Here is a 19,092-nt window from a genome sequence, read left to right as displayed (position 1 = left end):
TCAAGTTCGCTTGAGGTATGAGGGTAACGGGCATGACCTCTGAATCTCTGACTCGTCCCGTTGCCCTCATCACCGGCGCCAGTGCGGGGCTCGGCCTCGCGCTGGCGCACGGTCTGGCCGAACGTGGCTGGGCGTTGATCATCGACGCCCGTGGTGCCGATGCGCTGAAGAACGCGGCCGACGCGCTGGCCGCCCGAACCGAGGTGGTTCCGCTGGCCGGGGACGTCACCGATGCCGAGCATCGGGCCGACCTGGTCGACGCGGTGGGTGAGCTCGGCCGCCTCGACTTGCTGATCAACAACGCGAGCTACCTCGGGGCCAGTCCGCTGCAGCCGTTGGCGGGTGTGGATCTGGAGGAGTTGCGGCGGGTCTACGAGGTCGACGTCGTCGCGCCGATCGCATTGACCCAGGCGTTGCTGCCCGAATTGAGCAAGGCCGCGGGGATCGTGATCAACCTCAGCTCGGATGCCGCGGTCGAGGCGTACGAGGGTTGGGGCGGGTACGGCTCGGCGAAGGCGGCGCTGGACCATGCGAGCGCAGTACTGGCGGCGGAGCATCCTGGGCTGGCTGTCTACGCGGTCGATCCGGGTGATCTCCGGACGGCGATGCACCAGGCGGCGTTCCCTGGTGAGGACATCTCGGATCGGCCGGAGCCGGCGAGCGTAGTACCGGCGTTTCTGCGGTTGCTGGACAGTCGGCCGGCCAGTGGTCGCTACCGTGCCGCTGAGTTCGCTGCGGCGGTGGCGTCGTGACAGTCCATCCGCAGACCAGATTCACGCTGCCCGACGAGCTGAACGCGGTCGAGCCGCCGGAGGCGCGCGGGCTGGCTCGGGATCAGGTCAAGCTGCTGGTCGCGGAGGGGGCGAGCGTCACGCACACTCGCTTCGACCGGATCGGTGAGCACCTGCGACCGGGTGACCTGTTGCTGGTCAACACCTCGGGGACGCTGGGGGCTGCGGTCGACGGCTCCTGGATCACCGGCTCCGGTGTCGCGCCCGTGGTTGTGCACTTCTCGACCGCACTGGACGACGGCAACTGGGTGGTCGAACTCCGCAACGGTGGCCTGCCGTTGTTCGGTGGTGCAGCAGGCGATCAGGTGGAGTTGCCTGAGGGAGTGTTGACGCTGCTTGAGCCCTACGAGCCGAGTGGTCGCCGGTTGTGGCGGGCCAAGCCGCCGGCGGCGGACGTGGTCAACTACTTGTGGCGGAACGGGCGCCCGATCACCTACAAGTACGTCGGAAAGCAGTGGCCGCTTGCGCTCTACCAAACGGTGTTTGCGAACCAGCCTGGCTCGGCTGAGATGCCTAGTGCCGGCCGGCCGTTCAGTTTCGAGCTGGTGAGTCAGTTGGCGGCTGCCGGAGTACTGATCGCTCCGATCCTGCTGCACTGCGGAGTGTCGTCACTGGAGAGCCACGAACCGCCGCTGCCCGAGCGGTACGAGGTATCGGAGCACACTGCGCGGCTGGTGAACTGGACCAAGGCCAACGGCGGCAGAGTGATCGCAGTCGGTACTACGGCAGTGCGGGCGATCGAGTCGGCTGCTCGGCCGGAGGTGGTCGCGTCGAAGGGCTGGACCGACCTGGTGCTCGGCCCCGATCACCCGGCGACCGTCGTCGACGGGCTGATCACCGGCATGCATGCGCCGGAGGCCTCTCACCTGCTCCTGCTGGAGTCGGTAGTCGGAGGCGACGTCGTCCAACGTGCGTACGACGCCGCCCTCGAGCACTCCTACCTGTGGCACGAATTCGGAGACGTCAGTCTTTTGCTCCGTCAGTGACCTCAACCTTGTCGACCTTGACGACGGCCTGCTCGGCGGTGTCGAAATCGGTCGCGCTGAGGGTCGATGGTGGTCCGGCCGGACCTGGGGTGGCGTCGTTGCCGGGCCGGGCCCGTTTGTCGACGGCCCGTGGGCTCACCTCGGCCACCGCCCGATGTCGAGAGGCATCATGAATGTCCTTACCTGCAAGGTCCCCCGTTGGGACTTCACTCCTTAGACGAGTGATAGGTGCCCAACGTCATGCGCCGACGCGAAATTGTGGCCTAGGCCAGCCAGGCGCGGGTGGCGGGCAACGCTTCGGCGAGGGGCGGCAGGTGCGGATGCCACTTCAGTTCCCACTCGAGGGAGAGCCAGTAGTCGGTGCCCTCGAGGGTGGTCAGCAGGTCGGCGATCGGGTAGCCGCCGGTACCGATCGGGACCGGCCGGTAGTCGACCGGGTCCTCGTCCTTGATCTGGATGAAGTCGATCCAGGGTTCCAGCAGCTCGAACGCCTCGGCGGGCGTCTCACCGTGACTCCAAGTGTGGGCGCTGTCCCAGATCACCTTCGCGTTGTGCCCGGGCGCCTCGGCGTCGAGCAGCCGGCAGAGCGCGGCCATCTTGGCGCCGGCCGAGTGTGAGTCGTGGGTCTCGAGCAGGATGCGCGAGTCCTTCGAGGCGGAGGTGACGCGGTCCAGTGCGCGGATCTCGCCGGGGCTCGGGGACGCGCCGGTGAACTCGGGATCGTCTCCTGGGAAGACCCGGACCCCACGGGCACCGAGGTCGGCGGCCAGCTCGAGGTGGGCTTCGAGCGGCTGCTCCTCGACTGCGCACAGGTGCACGTAGCTGTTGACGGCGAGGATCTCCAGACCGGCGTCCTCGATCCGGGTGCGCAGTTCGCGTCGCTCGGCGGCGGTCAGGCCGACGTGCGTGAACTCGTCGTCGGCGGTCCGCAGTTCCAGGCCGGTGAAGTCGTAGCGCTTGGCGAGTTCCAGGACGTGGTCCAGGGGCTCGCCTGGGCAGCCGAGCGTGGAGAAGCCGAGTGAAGCCACTCGGTCAGACCCAGCGCCGACGCGGGTGAGTGCGGGGTGCGGTGATCTCCGAGTCGTCCTTCTCGGAGTCGCTCTTCTCCGGTGCGGCCGGCTCGGCCGGGGCCTCGTAGGAGTACGGCTGGTCCGCGGCCGGCTGGTCGGAGTAGGTGCTGCTGTAGTCCGACGAGTAGTCGCTGGAGTAGCTCTCCTGCGGGTAGGTCGGGCTGTAGGAGCTGTCGTAGCTCGGGGTGCTGTAGTCCGGCGCCGTGTAAGAGGTCTCCGGCGTCTCGGTGGCCGGGGTGTACGAGTCGTAGCTCGTGTTCGAGCTGTACGTGTCGTACGAGCTCTCCGACGAGTAGCTGTCGTACGACGGCGAGGTGTAGCTGGTGTCCGACGTGTAGGTCGGCTCCGGGGCGGCCGGGGCTGCCGGCTCGGAGTACGAGTAGCTGGACGAGTAGTCCGAGGTGTACGACGTGTCGTAGTCCGGGGTGCTCGGCGGCACGGCCGGGCTGTCGTAGCTGGTGTAGGTCGGCTCTGGCGTGTAGCTCGGGGCCGGGCTGCTGTAGCTGGTCTCCGGCGTGTACGTCGGCTCCGGGCCGTACGACGGGACCGACGGGAGCGGCTTCGACGGGGTCAGGTAGTCGTCCTGGGCGGGGAGGGACGGTGCCTGCTGGTAGTAGCTGTCCGAGTCGGAGACTGCAGCCTGCTGGACCGTCGACGGGCTGTCGACCGCGACCCGAGCGGCCCTGCGACCAGCGCGCGCAACGGGTGCGGGCTCAGGCTCGGGTGCGGACTCCGTGGAGGTCAGGTAGTCAGAGGTGGTGTCGCTGTACGACGACAAGCCGGCAGAGTAGGGCTCGGAGTACGAGCTGGACCAGGACGGCTCTTCCGTGGCGCGGGCGGCCGGCTGGTACGCGTACGGGTCGGGCTGGGCCGGGGCGAGCGACGGCGGTGCAACGGTCTCGGCCTGCCAGCTCGGCAGCGGCGCGGAGAGCAGGTCGTTGGCCGGGGTCGGCGTGTACGGCGCGGAGGGGGTCGACCAGGTCGGCGTCTCCAGGCCGGAGGCGGTCTGCTGGTACGACGGGGTCGCCTCGATGACCTGGCCGGTGTCCTCGCGCCAGCTCTCCACCGGGCTGAACTGCTCGGTGGCGGGGCCGGTCTCTTCCCAGGCCGCGGCGGCGGGCGCGGGGGCGACCGGGGCGGCAGGGGCTGGTGCTGCGGGGGCTTGAGCTGCGGGGGCGAACGGGCTCCACTTCGGCGCTTCTTCGGCGACAGCGGGGGGAGCGCTGAGCGGGCCGCCGACTGGTCCGCCGGCTGGGCCGTTGAGCGGGCCGTTGAGTGAGCTGCTGGCGGGGGCTGCGGGGAGGGCCCGGGTCGGCTGCGGCCGGGAGACAGGGGCGGCGATCGGCTCGGCGATCGCGGGCTGCTCGGAGGTGTCGTCGTCGGCGGCCACCCGGTACGACGGGACGGCGACCAGCTTCGGCTCGCGCTGGTCCCACCAGGGCATCCACTCGCGGGTGGTCTGCATGGTGTTGATCTTGCGGATGATCAGCGTCGCGGCGACGGCGGAGACAGCGGTCAGGATCAGCGACGCCGTACCGGCCAGGGCGATCCCGCGCAGGGAGCCGATGGTGGCTTCCATCCACATCAGGGCCCGGCGGATCACCACGTCGAACACGAGAGCGCCGACCCAGGCGACCCACCACACGTTCGTGAGGAGAGGCTTCCTGAGCCGGCGCAGGTCGTCGGCGTAGACCGGGGTGGCCGGATCGCTGGCCAGCCAGATGTCGTCGACGATCTGTTTCGGATAGATCAGATTCGGTCCGGGGCAGAACCAGCTGGCCAGCACCCAGCCGTGGCTGCGGCGGTGGTCGGCCTGGCAGAAGACCTCGGAGTTGACCCGGACCCGCCACAGCCAGATCACGAAGACCACGGCGGCGGCGACGGAGATGATGACGTTCGGGATCGCGGTGACGCGGGAGATCGCGTCGGCGCGGTTCAGGTCCGGGTTGTCGACCCCGGGACCGCCGCTGAGGTACGTGTTGACGACGCCGTATGTGTTCCAGTCGGACCAGGTGCAGAGCAGGTGCGTGACCGTCGAGGCGCCGAGCAGGCCGATCGCGATCTTGCCGACCGTGCTGACCTGCTGGAACTCCTCGGCGGCATGTGGTTGCCACTCATCTCGATCTTCAACAGCAGAGAGAACTGCTCGTTGCGGGTGGCTCACGTCTTGCGTCCCTCGCGTTGCTGGAACTCCGTCTGTTCGGCGTTTCGGTCGAATCCTGCCCCCGCGTGACCGAGCAACATTGATACCACGAAGTAAGTACCCCTGTGGAGCCGATGCCAGCACGGAGGGTATCGACTTAACACGGTCTTTTCGTAGGCCCATCACCACTTGTAACGACTGGGTCGACCGTCCGTGACGGTTCGGTTTACCCCGCGGGCGGCTGGAAACCGCGGCCGAGCGGGAAATCCGCCTGATCCTGGGCCCACCAAGGGGTCCACGGGCGGCGCGCCTGAAGCTCGTTGACGCGCTGAATCAGCATTACTGCGAGTACCGCGGCCGCGGTGGTGCTGACCGCGGAAATGAACGACATCACAGCATTCGTCCGGAGTTCGGAGAGCTGCGGCTCGCCGTCCAGCACGCTGCGTTGCGCGACGTTGTCGAGCACCAGCCCGACCACCCAGGTGAGCCACCAGGCCCACACCAGCCGGGTGCCGGGGATGCCGCGCAGGGTCTGCGTGTGGGCCGGCGTCCGTGGGTCGCTGGCGGCCACGACGTCGTCCACCACCCACTTCGGGTACCAGAGGTTCACCACCGGGCAGATCCAGCTGCCGAGCACCCAGCCGCGGGTCAGCCGGTGCTCGCCGCTGCAGAACATCTCCGCGTTCCAGCGGACCCGCCAGAGCCAGACGATGAAGACCACGGCGGCGGCCAGCAGCGCGAGGGCGGCGATGATGCCGAACAGGCCGGAGACCAGGTCGGCCTGGTCGAGCCGGCGCTCGTCACCGGCGTACAGGCGCAGGGTCCGGTAGGAGTACCAGTCGGACCACGCGGTGGCCCAGCCGAGCACCGTGACCACGCCGATCAGCACCGAGGCAGCCAGGCCCATCGCCTGCTCGGAGCTGAACCACCGATCCATCGGCGGCTGACCGGTCATCCGCACCTCCTGGAAAGAAGAGGAAAAACAGAAATAGCACACAGACAGTGATCGGACGAGAACCTTGGGTGCGGTCTGGAAAGTGTCGGTCCCGGGCTGGACGATAGAGCCATGCGCTGGTCTGTGCTCGATTCTCCGGTCGGGGAGCTGTCCCTCGCCGTCGACGACGACGGTCTGTGCCGGCTGCGGTTCGGCGCCATCGACCTCGGGCCGGACCGGGCCCGGGACGAGTTGCTGACCGCTGCCGAGGAGCAACTGAAGGCGTACTTCGCCGGCGAGCTGACCCAGTTCGACCTGCCGCTGTCGGTGCGCAGCGGGTCGCAGTTCGAGCGCGCTGTCTGGGAGCGACTCAAGCAGATCCCGTACGGCGAGATGCAGACCTACGGGGACGTCGCCAAGGCGCTGGGTGACCCCGGCGCCGCCCGCGCGGTCGGGGTGGCCTGCAACCGGAATCCGATTGCCGTGGTGGTGCCCTGCCATCGGGTGGTCGGCGCCGGCGGCAAGATGGTCGGCTTCGGCGGCGGGATTCCGACCAAGCGTTTTCTGCTCGAGCTCGAGGCCCGGATCACGCTCGAAACCGCGTGGCTCTGAACAATCTGTGAAGAAGTTCCGGCCGGAGCGTAAAGAAGTTTCCGATCGGGCCGGACCAATGGCTGTGATTGATCGGTCAGGCGCTAATGTCGCCGTGTGCGATCGGGCTGACACGGTTCGATCACGCCCTGGTTCCGCCCCGACCTGCCCGGAGACGACACAGATGACCCAACCCCCATCCAGCTCGGCGCCGCACGACGACCTGAGCGATCTGATGGACAAGAGCGCCGAAGAATGGTCCGCTCCGGAGATCCAGGAGGCGGCCCGGTCGGCTCTTCAGCTGCACGCTCCGGACCGTGAGCCGCTGACCAAGATCAAACGGTTCGGCGTCCTTCCGTGGCTGCACCGCAACCACGCCGTCTGTCTCGAGTGCGGTGGCACGTATCCCTGCATCACGCACCGCTACGCCACCCAGTTGCTGTCGGCCGGCCGGATCCACAACAGCCGCCCGGACCGCCAGGAAGACGACCCGGCGGACGCGTAACTGCTCAGCACGGAGACGATCCGGCCGCCGGTCTCGCGAACGGGCGGCCCGTGCACGCAACGAAGGCCGCGACCTCCACCTGGGGGTCGCGGCCTTCGCCGTTGCGGTGCTGGTCGGCAGGCCTGGAACAGCCCGCCGACGATCAGGAGTCGGTCGGCTTGGTGTCCGTCGACTTCCGCGGCGCGGCCGGCTTCGGCTTCGCCGAACCGTTGGCCGTACCGTTCGACGAAGCCTTGGCGGCCTCCTCGACCTTGGTCTCGGCCTTGGCGTCCTCGGTCTTGCCGTTGGCGGACGTGGTGCCCGCCGTCGACTCGGCCTTCGGCGCGGCAGCGGCCGGCTTGTCAGCAGCGGGGCGCGACGTCGTACCGGCCGGGGCCGAGCTGTAGTCGCGTCCACTGGTCGGTGTCGACTGCCAGGCCGGCTCCGGCGGAGTCAGCAGCTTCTTCACTGCCGCGGCAGCAAGCGCGCCGAAGCCCAGGAAGAGCACCACCTTCCGCAGCTTGTGGCTCTTCTTCGGCACCTCGATCTCGCCCTTGAGCGCGGCCGCGGTGGCCTTGCCCCGGCGCGAGCTCTCCTCGATGACCGGCTCAGCCGCGGCGGCCAGCGTCGCGAGGGCGGCGGTCACCTTCGGCAGTACGTCGTCGTTGAACCGCTCCCGCGCCTTCTCCGCCGCGTGCTCGGTGGCGGGACCGACCTTGCGCAGCGCGTCGTCGATCACCGGCCCGGCCTTCTCGACCGCCGCGTGCGCGACGCTGGCGCCCCGCTCGACCGCCTTCTCGGCGTACGGCGACACCCGGTCGACGGCCTTCTCGGCGTACGGCGACACACGGTCCCGTGCGCTGCCCACGGCTGACTCGGCCAGCGGTCGGACCTTGTCCTTCGCGGTCTCGACCCGGCCCTTGGACTTCAACAAACCCACGGTTCCTCCTCGTGCCGCCCGTCTTGGTGGACGGCTCTTCAGCCCATCGGCGGCATGGACGCTTCGATTCGACTTCTGGACAGATCCGGCTTCTTCTGCATCGTACGACGTACCCGGCCGATAAACGTTCCGACCGCACCCTGAGATGCCCCTGGATCACAGGCTGGGCACGTCGATGAGGCCGGAACTTGAAGGCCGTGACAGGATCGAAGTCGTAAGCCGTAACCGATGAGGAGTATTTCGTGGCCGAAGAACTGTTCGCGACGCTGCAGACGACCAAGGGCGACGTCGTCATCAAGCTGTTCCCCGATCACGCCCCGAAGACGGTGCAGAACTTCGTCGGTCTGGCCGAGGGCACGAAGGAGTGGACCGACCCGACGACGGGCGAGGCGAGCACCGCGCGCTTCTACGACGGCCTCGGTTTCCACCGGGTGATCGACGGATTCATGATCCAGGGCGGCTGCCCGCTCGGCACCGGGACGGGTTCGCCGGGCTACAGCTTCGACGACGAGATCCACCCGGAGCTCCAGTTCGACCGGCCGTACCTGCTGGCGATGGCGAACGCGGGCATCCAGTTCGGCAAGGGCACCAACGGGTCGCAGTTCTTCGTGACCGTGGTCCCGACCCCGCACCTGAACCGCAAGCACACCATCTTCGGCGAGGTCGTCGACGACGACTCGAAGAAGGTCGTGGACGCGATCGCGACCGCCGACACCACGGCGGGCGACCGGCCGACCGAGCCGATCGTGATCACCAGCGTGAAGATCGAGCGCAAGACCGTCTGACCACAGACCGTCTGCTGTAAGGCACCGTGGGCCGGCCACCGTCGAGGTGGCCGGCTCGCACCTTTCCCGACCGCGGAGGACCTGGCGTGATCGAGACCGTCTGCTACCGGCACCCGGATCGACCGGCAGGAGTCCGCTGCCAGCGGTGCGACAAGCCGATCTGCCCGGCCTGCATGAACAGTGCGGCGGTCGGTTTCCAGTGCCCGTCGTGCTTCAACGAGGGCGTGAAGTCGGTCCCCAGGACCCGTACGTCGCTGGGCGGTGTCGCCCGCGGCAACACTCCGATCGTCACGTACACGCTGCTCGCGCTGAACGTGATGGTCTTCCTGGTCGTGCAGACCGGCACCGACCAACTACTCAACGACCTGGTGCTCTACCCGTTCCTGGTCGAGTCCGAGCCGTGGCGGCTGCTCACGTCGGCCTTCACCCATGTGCAGATCTTCCACATCTTCTCGAACCTATTCATGCTCTTCCAGGTCGGCCCGATGCTGGAACAGATGCTCGGACGGCTCCGGTTCGCCGTGCTCTACCTGGCGTCCGCTCTCGGTGGCGGCGTGGCGGTCTGGCAGCTGAGCGCGCCGGGTCAGGGGACCCTTGGTGCCTCCGGCGCGGTGCTGGGTCTGGTCGGCGCGTTGCTGGTGATCAGCAAGGCGCGGGGGCTGGAGACCACGTGGATCCTGGTTTACGTGGCGATCACCGCGGTGATTTCCTTCGCGATCCCGAATATCTCGTGGCAGGGGCACCTGGGCGGGTTTGTCGTTGGTGCTGCTCTTGCTTGGCTGTTTCTGCAGGATGCGAAGCGCCGGCGCTCGAAGGTCAGGTAGAAACACGCCCCCGCCGGCTCCTTCGTCGCCTGCTCCCCACCCCCCAGCTCCCTCGCTCCTTCGTCGCTCGTCCCGCTGCCGTGACAGCACTGACGGCGGGGTCAGCCCGAGGCGCTCACCGCCGGGTGGGTCAGTCGGCGAGGTTCGTCGGTAGTGAGTGGGGTTAGTCGGCGAGGCTGCCCGTCAGGTAGCGGGTGATGGTGGGGCCGAGCCAAGCGATCGCTTCCTCGCGGCTGAGTGCTGCGACCGGCGGTAGCGCCAGGACGTAGCGGCAGAGCGCGAAGCCGAGTGCTTGGCTGGCCACCAGCCCGGCCCTCGTACCTGCGGTAGCGGGATCAGCGAGCGTCATGATCACCGGGCCGAGTTGGTCGGCGAAGAGTTGCCGCATCCGGTCGGCCGCCGCCTCGTTGGTGACGCTCGCCCGAAGCAACGCCTTGAGTGACTCGTCGTCCTCCCACCGATCCAGGAAGTGGTTGGTCAACGCCGGCCCGACCTCCTCGCGTGGCAGTCGGCTCAGGTCGGGCAGTCGCAGATCGAACTCCGCTGCCGCCGCGAAGAGCTTCTCCTTGTTGCCGAAGTACCGCATCACCATCGCCGGATCGATTGCCGCGTCCGCCGCGATCGCCCGGATCGTCGCGCGCTCGTACCCGTCCGCGGCGAACCGCTCCCGGGCGGCGGCGAGGATCACGCCTCGAGTTCGGTCGGCCGACCTCTTCTCCGGTGCTGCTTGACTCATGTCCCCACCGTAGGTCAACAGGTGTTGACCCGGCTAGCCGACTCCTCTACGGTGAAGTCAACAAGCGTTGGCCAACAACTGTTGATCTCCCCTTCCAAGGAGCGTCGAGATGATCCCGGAGCAGACCGAGGTGGTCGTCGTAGGAGCCGGACCGGTCGGCCTGGCAGTAGCCATCGGCCTGGTCGAGCACGGCCACGACGTGGTGGTGATCGACCGCCTGACCGCCGGCGCGAACACCTCGCGCGCCTGTGTCATCCACCCCCGTACGCTCGAGATGCTCGAACAACTCGGCGTCACCCAGCGACTCACGTCGGCAGGCATCCACGCGAAACAGTTCGACATCCGCGACGGCGGCCGCACGCTCATCCCGCTGCACTTCGGCAACCTGGCGTCGGAGTACCAGTTCGTTCTGATGGTCCCGCAGCAGATCACCGAGCAGATCCTGCTGGATCGCCTGGAATCGCTGGGCGGTTCAGTACACCGCCCGTACGCCGCCGTCGACGTGACCCAGGATGCCTCCGGTGTAGAGGTCACCCTCGATTCCGGCGACGTACTCAAAGCCCGGTACGCCGTCGCCGCCGACGGCATGAACAGCAAGATCCGCGACGCCGCCGGCCTCGGCTTCGACCACCGGGACACGCTGCCCCTCAACTTCACCCTCGCCGATGTCCGCGTGAAGGACGGCCTCCCGCACGACATCGTCCAGCTCTACCTCTCCCGCCCCGGCATGCTGGTGGTCGCCCCACTCCCCGACGGCTCGTTCCGCCTGGTCGCCGAGATCGACAACCCACCCGAGCACCCGGACCTCCCCTACGCCCAGCGCCTCCTCGACCTCCGCGGCCCCCAGGGCACCGCCGTCCCTGTCACCGAGGTCGTCTGGGGCTCCCGCTTCCGCATCCACGAGCGAGTAGCCGACCGGTACCGCGACCGCCACGTACTCCTGGCAGGCGACGCCGCCCACACCCACAGCCCAGCCGGAGGTCAAGGCATGAACCTCGGCCTCCGCGACGCCGTCACCCTCAGCTCGGCTCTCTCGTCGGCTTTGACCACAGGCAACGAGACCAAGCTCGACGACTACGCACTCACTGGTCGCGCCGAAGCCCTCCGCGTAGTAGCGCTCGCCCACCGTCTGACTCGGGTAGCCACCGTCCCGACTCTCGCCCGCCCGCTCCGCAACGCCGTACTGCGCTTGCTCTCCGCTCTCCCCGCGTTCCGCCGCGGCTTCGCCGAACAACTCGCCGGAATCGGCCGCCGCTGACCGACAGCTGCTCTTCTGCTGTGCGCGACGCGGGTGCCCGCGCGAGCCCGACCGAGGGATCCTCCGAGGGTTTCCCCGCGCTCTTCGGCGAAGCGCTTCCGCCAAAACCTCTCGGACCCCTACCCTCCAGTTACCCATCGCAACAACCTCACTACTGGAGGTCACCGTGTTCCATCCCGCCCGATGGCACCGACTTGTCCCCCTCGCGATCGCGGCCACTGTTGTGGTCGGCGCTGCCAATGTGCAGGCTGCGCCGCCGCCGGACCGCAAGGTGCAGGCTTACGAGCAGGCCGAGTTGATCCAGTTGCTTCGGATCAACACCCCGACTACGGCCGATCGCAAGCGGTTGACCAGTCTTGATCTCGATCTGGCCGAGTCGGCTGGGCCGGGGTACGTCGATGTGGTTGCTTATGGCAATCAAGATCGCAGGCTGCTGAAGCTGGCCGGGTTCAGCTGGTCGGTGATCGAGGACGATCTGGTCGGCGCCGACAAGGAGCGTGAGGTGGCCGACGCGGCCTATGCCAAAGCGGTGAGGAGTCGCGCGATCCTGGCCACCCTGCCGAGCGGGCGTACGGCGTACCGGCAGTTGGCGGACTTCAACAACGACCTGACCAGCCTGGCCCAGCAGTACCCGACCAAGGTCAAGCCGATCACGCTGAAGAACACCTCGCTCGAAGGACGCACGGTCCGCGGTATCGAGATCAGCCGGGACGTCAACGTGAGCAGCGGAAAGCCGGTCTTCATCATGATGGGCCTGCACCACGCGCGGGAGTGGCCGTCGGGTGAGTTGACGATCGAGTTCGCGTACGACCTGCTGCGCAACGACGGCGTGGTCCCGCGGATCACCAACATCCTCGACAAGTCCCGCGTCGTCATCGTGCCTGTGGTGAACCCCGACGGCTTCAACCTGAGCCGCACGCTCGGCTACGAGATGAAGCGGAAGAACTGCCGGATCACCAACGGGCAGATCCCGTCGGCCGGTCAGTGCTCGCAGTCGTCCAACCAGTCGCGCGGCACCGACCTGAACCGCAACTACGCCGGTTTCTGGGGCGGTCCGGGCGCTTCGACCAGCCTGACCTCCGAGACGTACCGTGGCGCGAGTGCGTTCAGCGAGCCCGAGTCGCGCAACATCCAGGCGCTCGTCTCGGGCTACCAGGCGACCACGCTGATCACCAACCACACCTACTCCAACCTCGTACTGCGTGAGCCCGGCTACGCGAGCGCCGGCAAGACCCCCGACGAGACGCTCTACAAGTCGCTCGGCGACCAGATGGCGGCGCAGAACGGCTACTCCAGCCAGTTCGGCTACCAGCTCTACGACACCACCGGCACCACCGAGGACTGGTCGTACTATGCGACCGGCGGTCTCGGCTTCACCTTCGAGCACGGCGCGAGCAGCTTCCACCCGGCGTTCAGCAACATTCCGAACTACTACTTCGGCTCGGGAAGCACCGCGAACAAGGGGAATCGCGAGGCCTACCTGATCGCCGCGGAGAGCACCATCAACCCGGCTCGCCACTCGGTCATCACTGGCACCGGCCCGGCGGGCGCCGTACTGCGGCTGAAGAAATCGTTCAACACCAAGACCTGGAACGGCACCAACGTCGCGGACGTCCTGGACACCACGATGACCGTCCCGGCCGGCGGCACCTACACGTACCACGCCAACCCGTCGACCCGCCCGATCGTCGTGCAGCAAGGCGGCACCGAGTCGTGGACCCTGACGTGTGAGCGCCCGACCGGTCAGGTCCTGGAGACCCGGCAGATCACCGTGGCCCGCGGCGCCTCGGTGACCGCCAACCTCACCACCTGCGCAGCGGCGTTCTAACCCGCAGAAGACTCGCGGATCTGCAACGTATAGGGGACGGTGAGGTCGCGCCGAGCGACCTCACCGGTTCCCGCGATCCGGTCCAGCAGCAACCCGACCGCGTTCTCCGCCAGCCACTCCTTGTCCGGTGAGATCGTCGACAGCGACGGCGAGTGGTACCGGCCGTCCTCGATGTCGTCGAAACCGACGACGGCGACATCCCCCGGCACCGACAGCCCGGCATCAGCCAGCGTCCGCAACGCCCCCAGCGCCAGTAGATCGTTGAAGCAGAACACGGCATCCGGCGGCTCAGGCAGCGCGAGCAACTCCCGCATCGACGCGGCCCCGTCCTCGCGGTGATACCCCGTCCCGGCCAACTCCAACGCCGGGTCATGCGGCAACCCAGCGGCCTTCAAAGCCTTCCGATACCCCTTACGCCGTACGACGCCAGTCCCCGCGCCGCCGCCGACTCCGATCGCGGCGATCCGCCGCCGCCCGATCGAGATCAGATGCGTGGTCGCGTCGAAGGACGCCTGCACCGAGTCGACCGCGACATGGTCGAGCGTGCCGCCCGCGTGTCGCTCACCCAGCAGGACCAGCGGTTTCGCGGTCGCGGCCAGGTCGATCTTGGCCGGTGAGGTGGTGATCGGCGAGAAGATGATGCCGTCGATCAGCTGGCCGCGCATCCCGTCCAGGACCAGCTTCTCGCCGGCCGCCTCGCCCTCGGTCTGGTCGATCAGCACGGTGATGCCACGCTTCTTCGCGGCCCGGCTGATCGCGGCGCCGAGCTCCGCGAAGTACGGCGAACCCATCTCCGGGATCGCCAGCGCGATGAAGTCGGAGCGGCCCTTGCGCAGCGAGCGAGCACTCACGTTCGGGGTGTAGTCGAGCGCCTCGATCGCGGCCTCGACCTTGGCCCGGGTGTGCGCGGTGATGTGCGGGTAGTCGTTGATGACGTTCGAGACCGTCTTCACCGAGACCCCGGCACGTGCCGCCACATCACTCAATCTGGTCGCCATCTGGACTCCCTCCCGCGCGAACTGTCGCAGTCTGTCATGCCACCGCTGCGCTGAGCGTGGTCACAACACGGCGACAGGACCAGTGGACTCAATGGTCGGCTCTTTACAGCGCATGTCAATCGTTGTAGAACTCCATGTCAATCGTTGTAAAGATTTCTCTGGAGGATCTGTGGCGCGTCTTGCGGTTGATCCCGCGTTTGTCGTCGGTGCCCTGGACCGGCGCCTGTTCGGCTCGTTCGTCGAGCACATGGGCCGCTGCGTCTACACCGGGATCTACGAGCCGGGTCACGCCACGGCCGACCCGGACGGGTTCCGCGAGGATGTGCTGGCGCTGGTCCGCGAGCTGGGCGTGACCGCGATCCGCTACCCGGGTGGCAACTTCGTCTCCAACTACCGCTGGGAGGACGGTGTCGGCCCGAAGGACCAGCGGCCGCGCCGGCTGGACCTCGCCTGGCGCGCGATCGAGCCGAACCAGTTCGGCACCGACGAGTTCGTCGCCTGGTCCCGCAAGGCCGGCGTCGAGCCGATCTGGGCGGTGAACCTCGGCACCCGCGGGATCGCCGAGGCGGTCGAGCTGCTCGAGTACTGCAACCTCCCCGCCGGTACTGCGAACGCCGACCGCCGGGTCGCCAACGGCACCCCCGACCCGCACGCGATCAAGGTCTGGTGCCTCGGCAACGAGATGGACGGCCCCTGGCAGATCGGCCACAAGACCGCCGAGGAGTACGCCCGGCTCGCCGAGGAGACCGCGAACGCGATGCGCCGGGTCGACCCGCGGGTCGAGTTCGTCGCCTGCGGTTCGAGCAACCGGCACATGCCGACCTTCGGCGAGTGGGAGCGCACCGTCTTGGAGCGCACCTACGACCTGGCCGAGCACATCAGCCTGCACGCGTACTACGAGCCGAAGGACGGCGACCAGGCCAGCTTCCTGGCCGCGGCCGAGGAGATGGACCGGATGATCACCGAGGTGGTCGCCACCGCGGACCACGTCAAGGCGCTCAAGCGCAGTGACAAGGAGATCACTCTCTCGTTCGACGAGTGGAACGTCTGGCGGCAGCAGGACTTCCCCGGCGAGCTCGGCCTGGACATCCGCGAGGTCGGCCCGCTGATCGAGGACACCTACACCGTCGACGACGCGGTGGTGGTCGGCAGCCTGCTGATCACCCTGCTCCGGCACGCCGACCGGGTGAAGATCGCCTGCCTGGCGCAGTTGGTGAACGTGATCGGCCCGATCCGGACCGAGCCGGACGGTCGCGCCTGGCGGCAGACGATCTTCCACCCGTTCGCGCTGACCGCGAAGCACGCCGGCTCGACCGTACTGCGGACCGAGGTGGACGGCCCCGAGATCGACACCACGCAGTACGGGAAGGTGCCGGCGCTGTGGAGCACAGCTACGTACGAGGAGAGCACCGGTGAGGTGGTGCTCTTCGTGGTGAACCGGAGCGAGACCGACAAGGTCGACCTGGAGTTCCCGGTGTTCCCGGGGCTGCGGGTGGTCGAGCACCTGGCGCTGTACGACGACGACCGGAGCGCGGTCAACACCGCCGAGGACCCCGACCGGGTGGTGCCGCGACTCGTCGACGGCACCGAGGTCAGCAATGACAGCTGTACGGCCACGTTGCCCCCTGCGTCGTGGCACATGATCAGGCTCTCCCCTGGAGGTACACGGTGAACACCATCAACAGGCGGTTCGTGCTGAGCGGAATCGGCGCTCTGGGGGCGGCCGGCGCGCTGGCCGCTTGCGGCTCGGGCTCGGCCGGCAAGCCCGGCGCGGCGCCCGCGAACGGCGACGGCGGCGCGAAGGGGTACGACGGCCCGGCCGTCGAGCTCGACTTCTGGAACGGCTTCACCGGTGGTGACGGCCCGTTCATGCGCAAGCTGGTCGACTCGTTCAACGCCGAACACCCCAACATCAAGGTCAAGATGACCGTGATGCAGTGGGCCGACTACTACACCAAGCTGCCCACCGCGGTGAGCAGCGGCCGCGGCCCCGCGGTCGCGATCATGCACGTGGACTCGCTGGCCACCAACGCGGCCCGGAACGTGATCGAGCCGCTCGACGACGTGGCCAAGGCGCTCGACCTCAAGCAGGAGGACTTCGCCGACGTGGTCTGGAAGGCCGGCGAGTACAACGGCAAGCGGTACGGGATTCCGCTCGACGTACACCCGCTCGGGTTCTTCTACAACAAGAAGCTGATGGCCACCGCCGGCCTCGACCCGGCCAAGCCGCCGACCAACGCCGACGAGTACGCCGCCGCGCTGGAAGCCCTGAAGGGCAAGGGAATCCAGGGCCACTGGGCGACTCCGTTCCAGTTCACCGGTGTGCTCAGCGTGCAGGCCCTGATCTGGCAGTACGGCGGCGACCTCTTCAACGCCGACTCCAGCAAGGCGATCTGGCACGAGGAGGGTGGCGTCAAGGGCCTGACCTGGTTCACCGATCTGGTGAAGAACGGGCACAGCCCGAAGAACGTCGCCCAGGACGCCGACAACATCGCGGTGATGAACGGCAAGAATGCCTTCGTCTGGAACGGCATCTGGAACATCAACACGTTCAAGGAGAAGCAGGGCCTGGAGTGGGGCGTCGCGCCGATCCCGAACATCGGTGGCAAGAAGGCGGCCTGGGCCGGCTCGCACCAGTTCTGCCTGCCGAAGCTGAAGACCCCGGACCAGAACAAGTCCACCGCGGCCCGCGTCTTCGTCAATTACGTCAGCCAGAAGTCGCTCGAGTGGGCCAAGGGCGGTCAGGTTCCGGCCCGCAAGCAGGTCCGCGAGTCGACCGACTTCAAGGCGCTGACCGACCAGGCCGCGCTGGCGACCCAGATCGACGACCTGCACTTCCCGCCGCCGGTTCCCGGCATCGGTGACGCGCTGGCCGAGCTGAACAAGGCGGTCAACGAGGCGGTGCTGCTGAAGACCGAGCCGGCCAAGGCACTGTCCGACGCGGCCGGTCGCGCGGACAAGATCCTGGAGGCCAACCGCAAGAAGTACGGCGCGTGAGGGGATACCACCGGCTGACGCCGTACCTGTTCCTGGCGCCGTACGTCCTGCTGTTCCTGTTGTTCGTGATCGGCCCGGCGATCTTCGGCATCTGGATGTCCCTGCACGACTGGGACTTCCAGTTGCCGGGCAAGCCGTTCGTCGGGTTGCAGAACTACAAGGACCTGTTCGACTCGGAGTCGACCACGGCCGAGCCGTTCTGGCACGGCATGCGGGCGACCGGGATCTTCACGATCGCGTCGGTGCCGTTCCTGGTGACGTTGCCGCTCGCGCTCGCGGTACTGCTGAACCGCCGCTTCCCCGGCCGGACCTTCTTCCGGGCGGTGTACTTCGCGCCGTACGTGCTCGGGGTCGCGGTGGTCGGGCTGATGTCCCGGTACATCCTGGACACCAGTTTCGGGCTGCTGAACGCGATCATCGGGGTGGTCGGGATCGACGAGATCGGCTGGACCACCGAGCAGCCGTACGCGTTCGCCTCGCTGGTCGGGATGACGGTGTGGTGGACGATCGGCTTCAACGCGGTGATCTACCTGGCCGGGCTGCAGGACATCCCGGCCGAGCAGTACGAGGCGGCCGCGCTGGACGGCGCGGGGCCCTGGCAGGTCTTCCGCAACGTCACCATGCCAGGGCTGCGACCGGTCTTCACCTTCGTCGTGACGATCACCATCCTGGCGTCGGCCAACATGTTCGGCCAGGCGCTGCTGGTGACCCAGGGCGGTCCGGGTGACACCACCAAGACCGTGCTGATGGTGATCGCGGACACCGGGCTGGCGCAGTTCCGGATGGGTCAGGCGACGGCGATGAGCTACGTGCTGGCGGCCTGCCTGGCCGTCGTCTCGCTGATCAACTTCGCCCTGCTGAGAGAGAAGAAGTCATGAAGCGGCGTCCCTCGGTCGGCTTCTGGGTGCTGGTGATCTTCCTGACGGTGGTGTTCGTCGCGCCGTTGCTGTGGATGCTGATCACCTCGTTCAAGACGATCGGCGAGTCCCAGCAGGTGCCGCCGACGCTGGTGCCGGAGGATCCGACCGGCCGCGCGTACGGCGAGGTGCTCACCACCGGCGGCCAGAACCCGGTACTGCGCTGGTTCCTCAACTCGCTCATCGCCGCCACCCTGCACGCGGGGCTGGTGGTGCTGGTCGCGTCGATGGCCGGCTATGCCCTGGCCCGGATGGAGTTCCGGTTCAAGAAGCCGATCTTCGCCCTGGTGCTGTCGACGTTGTTCGTGCCCGGCTTCGTCTTCCTGATGCCGAACTACCTGCTGATGGACAAGCTCGGCTGGCTGGACACGCTGTCGGCGCTGGTGGTGCCGGGCGCGGCCGGCGCGTTCGGGGTGTTCTTCATGCGCCAGTTCTTCCTCGCGCTGCCGCGTGAGCTGGAGGAAGTGGCGATGATCGACGGCGCGAACGCGTGGACGGTCTTCACCCGGATCATCCTGCCGAACGCGAAACCGGCGCTGGCCACGCTCACCGTGCTGTCCTTCCTGGCCAATTGGAACGACTTCATCTGGCCGCTCTACGTGCTCTTCTCCCCCGAGCGGCTCACCCTGCCGGCCGGGCTGAAGCTGCTCCAGGGCGCCTACACCACCGACTACCCGGTGATCATGACCGGCGCGACCGTCGCGTCCGTCCCGGTCCTGATCCTCTACATCTTCGTCCAGCGCTACGTCATCGAGGGTGTCGCACGCAGCGGCATCAAAGGCTGAAAACTTTTGTGAGAGGAACCTGCCC

19 protein-coding genes are annotated in these 19,092 nt (G+C 67.7%); 12 read left to right on the top strand and 7 right to left on the bottom strand.

Annotation, left to right across the window (positions count from 1 at the left end; all coding sequences use genetic code 11):
• Positions 1 to 32 precede the first annotated feature (32 nt).
• Positions 33 to 752, top strand: coding sequence for an SDR family NAD(P)-dependent oxidoreductase (locus AB0P21_RS32165; RefSeq protein WP_363701491.1), 720 nt, complete (start codon positions 33 to 35; stop codon positions 750 to 752).
• Positions 749 to 1,777 carry an S-adenosylmethionine:tRNA ribosyltransferase-isomerase gene (locus AB0P21_RS32160; protein WP_363701489.1) on the top strand — a complete coding sequence of 343 codons (1,029 nt, stop codon included), beginning with the start codon at positions 749 to 751 and terminating at the stop codon, positions 1,775 to 1,777. Before AB0P21_RS32165 ends, AB0P21_RS32160 begins: the two co-directional genes overlap by 4 nt.
• Here AB0P21_RS32160 and AB0P21_RS32155 read toward each other — a convergent pair.
• The 4 genes from AB0P21_RS32155 to AB0P21_RS32140 all read right to left on the bottom strand — a co-directional run bounded on the left by AB0P21_RS32155 (position 1,755) and on the right by AB0P21_RS32140 (position 5,945).
• Positions 1,755 to 1,916 carry a hypothetical protein gene (locus AB0P21_RS32155; protein WP_363701487.1) on the bottom strand — a complete coding sequence of 54 codons (162 nt, stop codon included), beginning with the start codon at positions 1,914 to 1,916 and terminating at the stop codon, positions 1,755 to 1,757. The two genes, AB0P21_RS32160 and AB0P21_RS32155, sit on opposite strands and share 23 nt — an antisense overlap.
• A 124-nt stretch (positions 1,917 to 2,040) precedes the next feature.
• Complete coding sequence (locus tag AB0P21_RS32150; protein ID WP_363701485.1) at positions 2,041 to 2,805, bottom strand: sugar phosphate isomerase/epimerase family protein; 765 nt, start codon at positions 2,803 to 2,805, stop codon at positions 2,041 to 2,043.
• A 4-nt stretch (positions 2,806 to 2,809) separates the two neighbouring features.
• Positions 2,810 to 5,011 (bottom strand): DUF4328 domain-containing protein, encoded by a 2,202-nt coding sequence (locus AB0P21_RS32145; protein WP_363701483.1) that lies wholly within the window; start codon positions 5,009 to 5,011, stop codon positions 2,810 to 2,812.
• Positions 5,012 to 5,216: 205 nt separating this feature from the next.
• On the bottom strand, positions 5,217 to 5,945 hold the full coding sequence (locus AB0P21_RS32140; protein ID WP_363701481.1) for a DUF4328 domain-containing protein: 729 nt from the start codon (positions 5,943 to 5,945) through the stop codon (positions 5,217 to 5,219).
• Positions 5,946 to 6,056: 111 nt separating this feature from the next.
• On the opposite strand from AB0P21_RS32140, the gene AB0P21_RS32135 reads away from it, so the two are divergent.
• Complete coding sequence (locus tag AB0P21_RS32135) at positions 6,057 to 6,536, top strand: methylated-DNA--[protein]-cysteine S-methyltransferase (protein ID WP_363701479.1); 480 nt, start codon at positions 6,057 to 6,059, stop codon at positions 6,534 to 6,536.
• A gap of 163 nt (positions 6,537 to 6,699) precedes the next feature.
• The gene (locus AB0P21_RS32130; RefSeq protein ID WP_363701477.1) at positions 6,700 to 7,020 is read left to right on the top strand and encodes a hypothetical protein; all 321 of its coding nucleotides are present in this window, start codon (positions 6,700 to 6,702) and stop codon (positions 7,018 to 7,020) included.
• 142 nt (positions 7,021 to 7,162) lie between these two features.
• On the opposite strand, the gene AB0P21_RS32125 is transcribed toward AB0P21_RS32130, so the two are convergent.
• The gene (locus AB0P21_RS32125) at positions 7,163 to 7,939 is read right to left on the bottom strand and encodes a hypothetical protein (protein WP_363701475.1); all 777 of its coding nucleotides are present in this window, start codon (positions 7,937 to 7,939) and stop codon (positions 7,163 to 7,165) included.
• Between the two features lie 254 nt (positions 7,940 to 8,193).
• Here AB0P21_RS32125 and AB0P21_RS32120 point away from each other — a divergent pair, with 254 nt between their 5' ends.
• Both AB0P21_RS32120 and AB0P21_RS32115 read left to right on the top strand, forming a co-directional pair.
• Entirely contained in the window at positions 8,194 to 8,724 is a 531-nt protein-coding gene (locus AB0P21_RS32120) for a peptidylprolyl isomerase (protein ID WP_363702318.1), read from the top strand.
• A gap of 86 nt (positions 8,725 to 8,810) precedes the next feature.
• Complete coding sequence (locus AB0P21_RS32115; RefSeq protein ID WP_363701473.1) at positions 8,811 to 9,548, top strand: rhomboid family intramembrane serine protease; 738 nt, start codon at positions 8,811 to 8,813, stop codon at positions 9,546 to 9,548.
• 163 nt (positions 9,549 to 9,711) lie between these two features.
• On the opposite strand, the gene AB0P21_RS32110 is transcribed toward AB0P21_RS32115, so the two are convergent.
• Positions 9,712 to 10,284: a TetR family transcriptional regulator gene (locus AB0P21_RS32110; protein ID WP_363701471.1), complete on the bottom strand. Its 573-nt coding sequence runs from the start codon at positions 10,282 to 10,284 to the stop codon at positions 9,712 to 9,714.
• A gap of 109 nt (positions 10,285 to 10,393) precedes the next feature.
• On the opposite strand from AB0P21_RS32110, the gene AB0P21_RS32105 reads away from it, so the two are divergent.
• A complete protein-coding gene (locus AB0P21_RS32105) occupies positions 10,394 to 11,542 on the top strand; it encodes an NAD(P)/FAD-dependent oxidoreductase (protein WP_363701469.1) in 1,149 nt (382 codons plus the stop codon).
• Between the two features lie 166 nt (positions 11,543 to 11,708).
• On the top strand, positions 11,709 to 13,370 hold the full coding sequence (locus tag AB0P21_RS32100) for a M14 family metallopeptidase (RefSeq protein WP_363701467.1): 1,662 nt from the start codon (positions 11,709 to 11,711) through the stop codon (positions 13,368 to 13,370).
• Here AB0P21_RS32100 and AB0P21_RS32095 read toward each other — a convergent pair.
• Complete coding sequence (locus tag AB0P21_RS32095; protein WP_363701465.1) at positions 13,367 to 14,368, bottom strand: LacI family DNA-binding transcriptional regulator; 1,002 nt, start codon at positions 14,366 to 14,368, stop codon at positions 13,367 to 13,369. The two genes, AB0P21_RS32100 and AB0P21_RS32095, sit on opposite strands and share 4 nt — an antisense overlap.
• Before the next feature lie 169 nt (positions 14,369 to 14,537).
• Between AB0P21_RS32095 and AB0P21_RS32090 the strand changes: the two genes are divergently transcribed.
• The 4 genes from AB0P21_RS32090 to AB0P21_RS32075 are packed head-to-tail and all read left to right on the top strand — an operon-like array spanning position 14,538 to position 19,067.
• Positions 14,538 to 16,040 carry an alpha-N-arabinofuranosidase gene (locus AB0P21_RS32090; RefSeq protein WP_363701463.1) on the top strand — a complete coding sequence of 501 codons (1,503 nt, stop codon included), beginning with the start codon at positions 14,538 to 14,540 and terminating at the stop codon, positions 16,038 to 16,040.
• Complete coding sequence (locus AB0P21_RS32085) at positions 16,037 to 17,365, top strand: ABC transporter substrate-binding protein (protein WP_363701461.1); 1,329 nt, start codon at positions 16,037 to 16,039, stop codon at positions 17,363 to 17,365. Before AB0P21_RS32090 ends, AB0P21_RS32085 begins: the two co-directional genes overlap by 4 nt.
• Positions 17,362 to 18,243 (top strand): sugar ABC transporter permease, encoded by an 882-nt coding sequence (locus AB0P21_RS32080; protein ID WP_363701459.1) that lies wholly within the window; start codon positions 17,362 to 17,364, stop codon positions 18,241 to 18,243. The genes AB0P21_RS32085 and AB0P21_RS32080 overlap by 4 nt, the downstream gene beginning before the upstream one ends.
• On the top strand, positions 18,240 to 19,067 hold the full coding sequence (locus AB0P21_RS32075) for a carbohydrate ABC transporter permease (protein ID WP_363701457.1): 828 nt from the start codon (positions 18,240 to 18,242) through the stop codon (positions 19,065 to 19,067). Before AB0P21_RS32080 ends, AB0P21_RS32075 begins: the two co-directional genes overlap by 4 nt.
• Positions 19,068 to 19,092 lie beyond the last annotated feature (25 nt).

Source organism: Kribbella sp. NPDC056861 (assembly GCF_040687575.1).
GTDB lineage: Bacteria > Actinomycetota > Actinomycetes > Propionibacteriales > Kribbellaceae > Kribbella.
This window is presented reverse-complemented; position numbering and strand designations above follow the sequence as displayed.

Coding starts and splice junctions, on each gene's coding strand:
- AB0P21_RS32135 (WP_363701479.1), top strand. CDS start 6,057: ATGCGCTGGTCTGTGCTCGATTCTCCGGTCGGGGAGCTGTCCCTCGCC.
- AB0P21_RS32130 (WP_363701477.1), top strand. CDS start 6,700: ATGACCCAACCCCCATCCAGCTCGGCGCCGCACGACGACCTGAGCGAT.
- AB0P21_RS32075 (WP_363701457.1), top strand. CDS start 18,240: ATGAAGCGGCGTCCCTCGGTCGGCTTCTGGGTGCTGGTGATCTTCCTG.
- AB0P21_RS32095 (WP_363701465.1), bottom strand. CDS start 14,368: ATGGCGACCAGATTGAGTGATGTGGCGGCACGTGCCGGGGTCTCGGTG.
- AB0P21_RS32165 (WP_363701491.1), top strand. CDS start 33: ATGACCTCTGAATCTCTGACTCGTCCCGTTGCCCTCATCACCGGCGCC.
- AB0P21_RS32105 (WP_363701469.1), top strand. CDS start 10,394: ATGATCCCGGAGCAGACCGAGGTGGTCGTCGTAGGAGCCGGACCGGTC.
- AB0P21_RS32110 (WP_363701471.1), bottom strand. CDS start 10,284: ATGAGTCAAGCAGCACCGGAGAAGAGGTCGGCCGACCGAACTCGAGGC.
- AB0P21_RS32140 (WP_363701481.1), bottom strand. CDS start 5,945: ATGACCGGTCAGCCGCCGATGGATCGGTGGTTCAGCTCCGAGCAGGCG.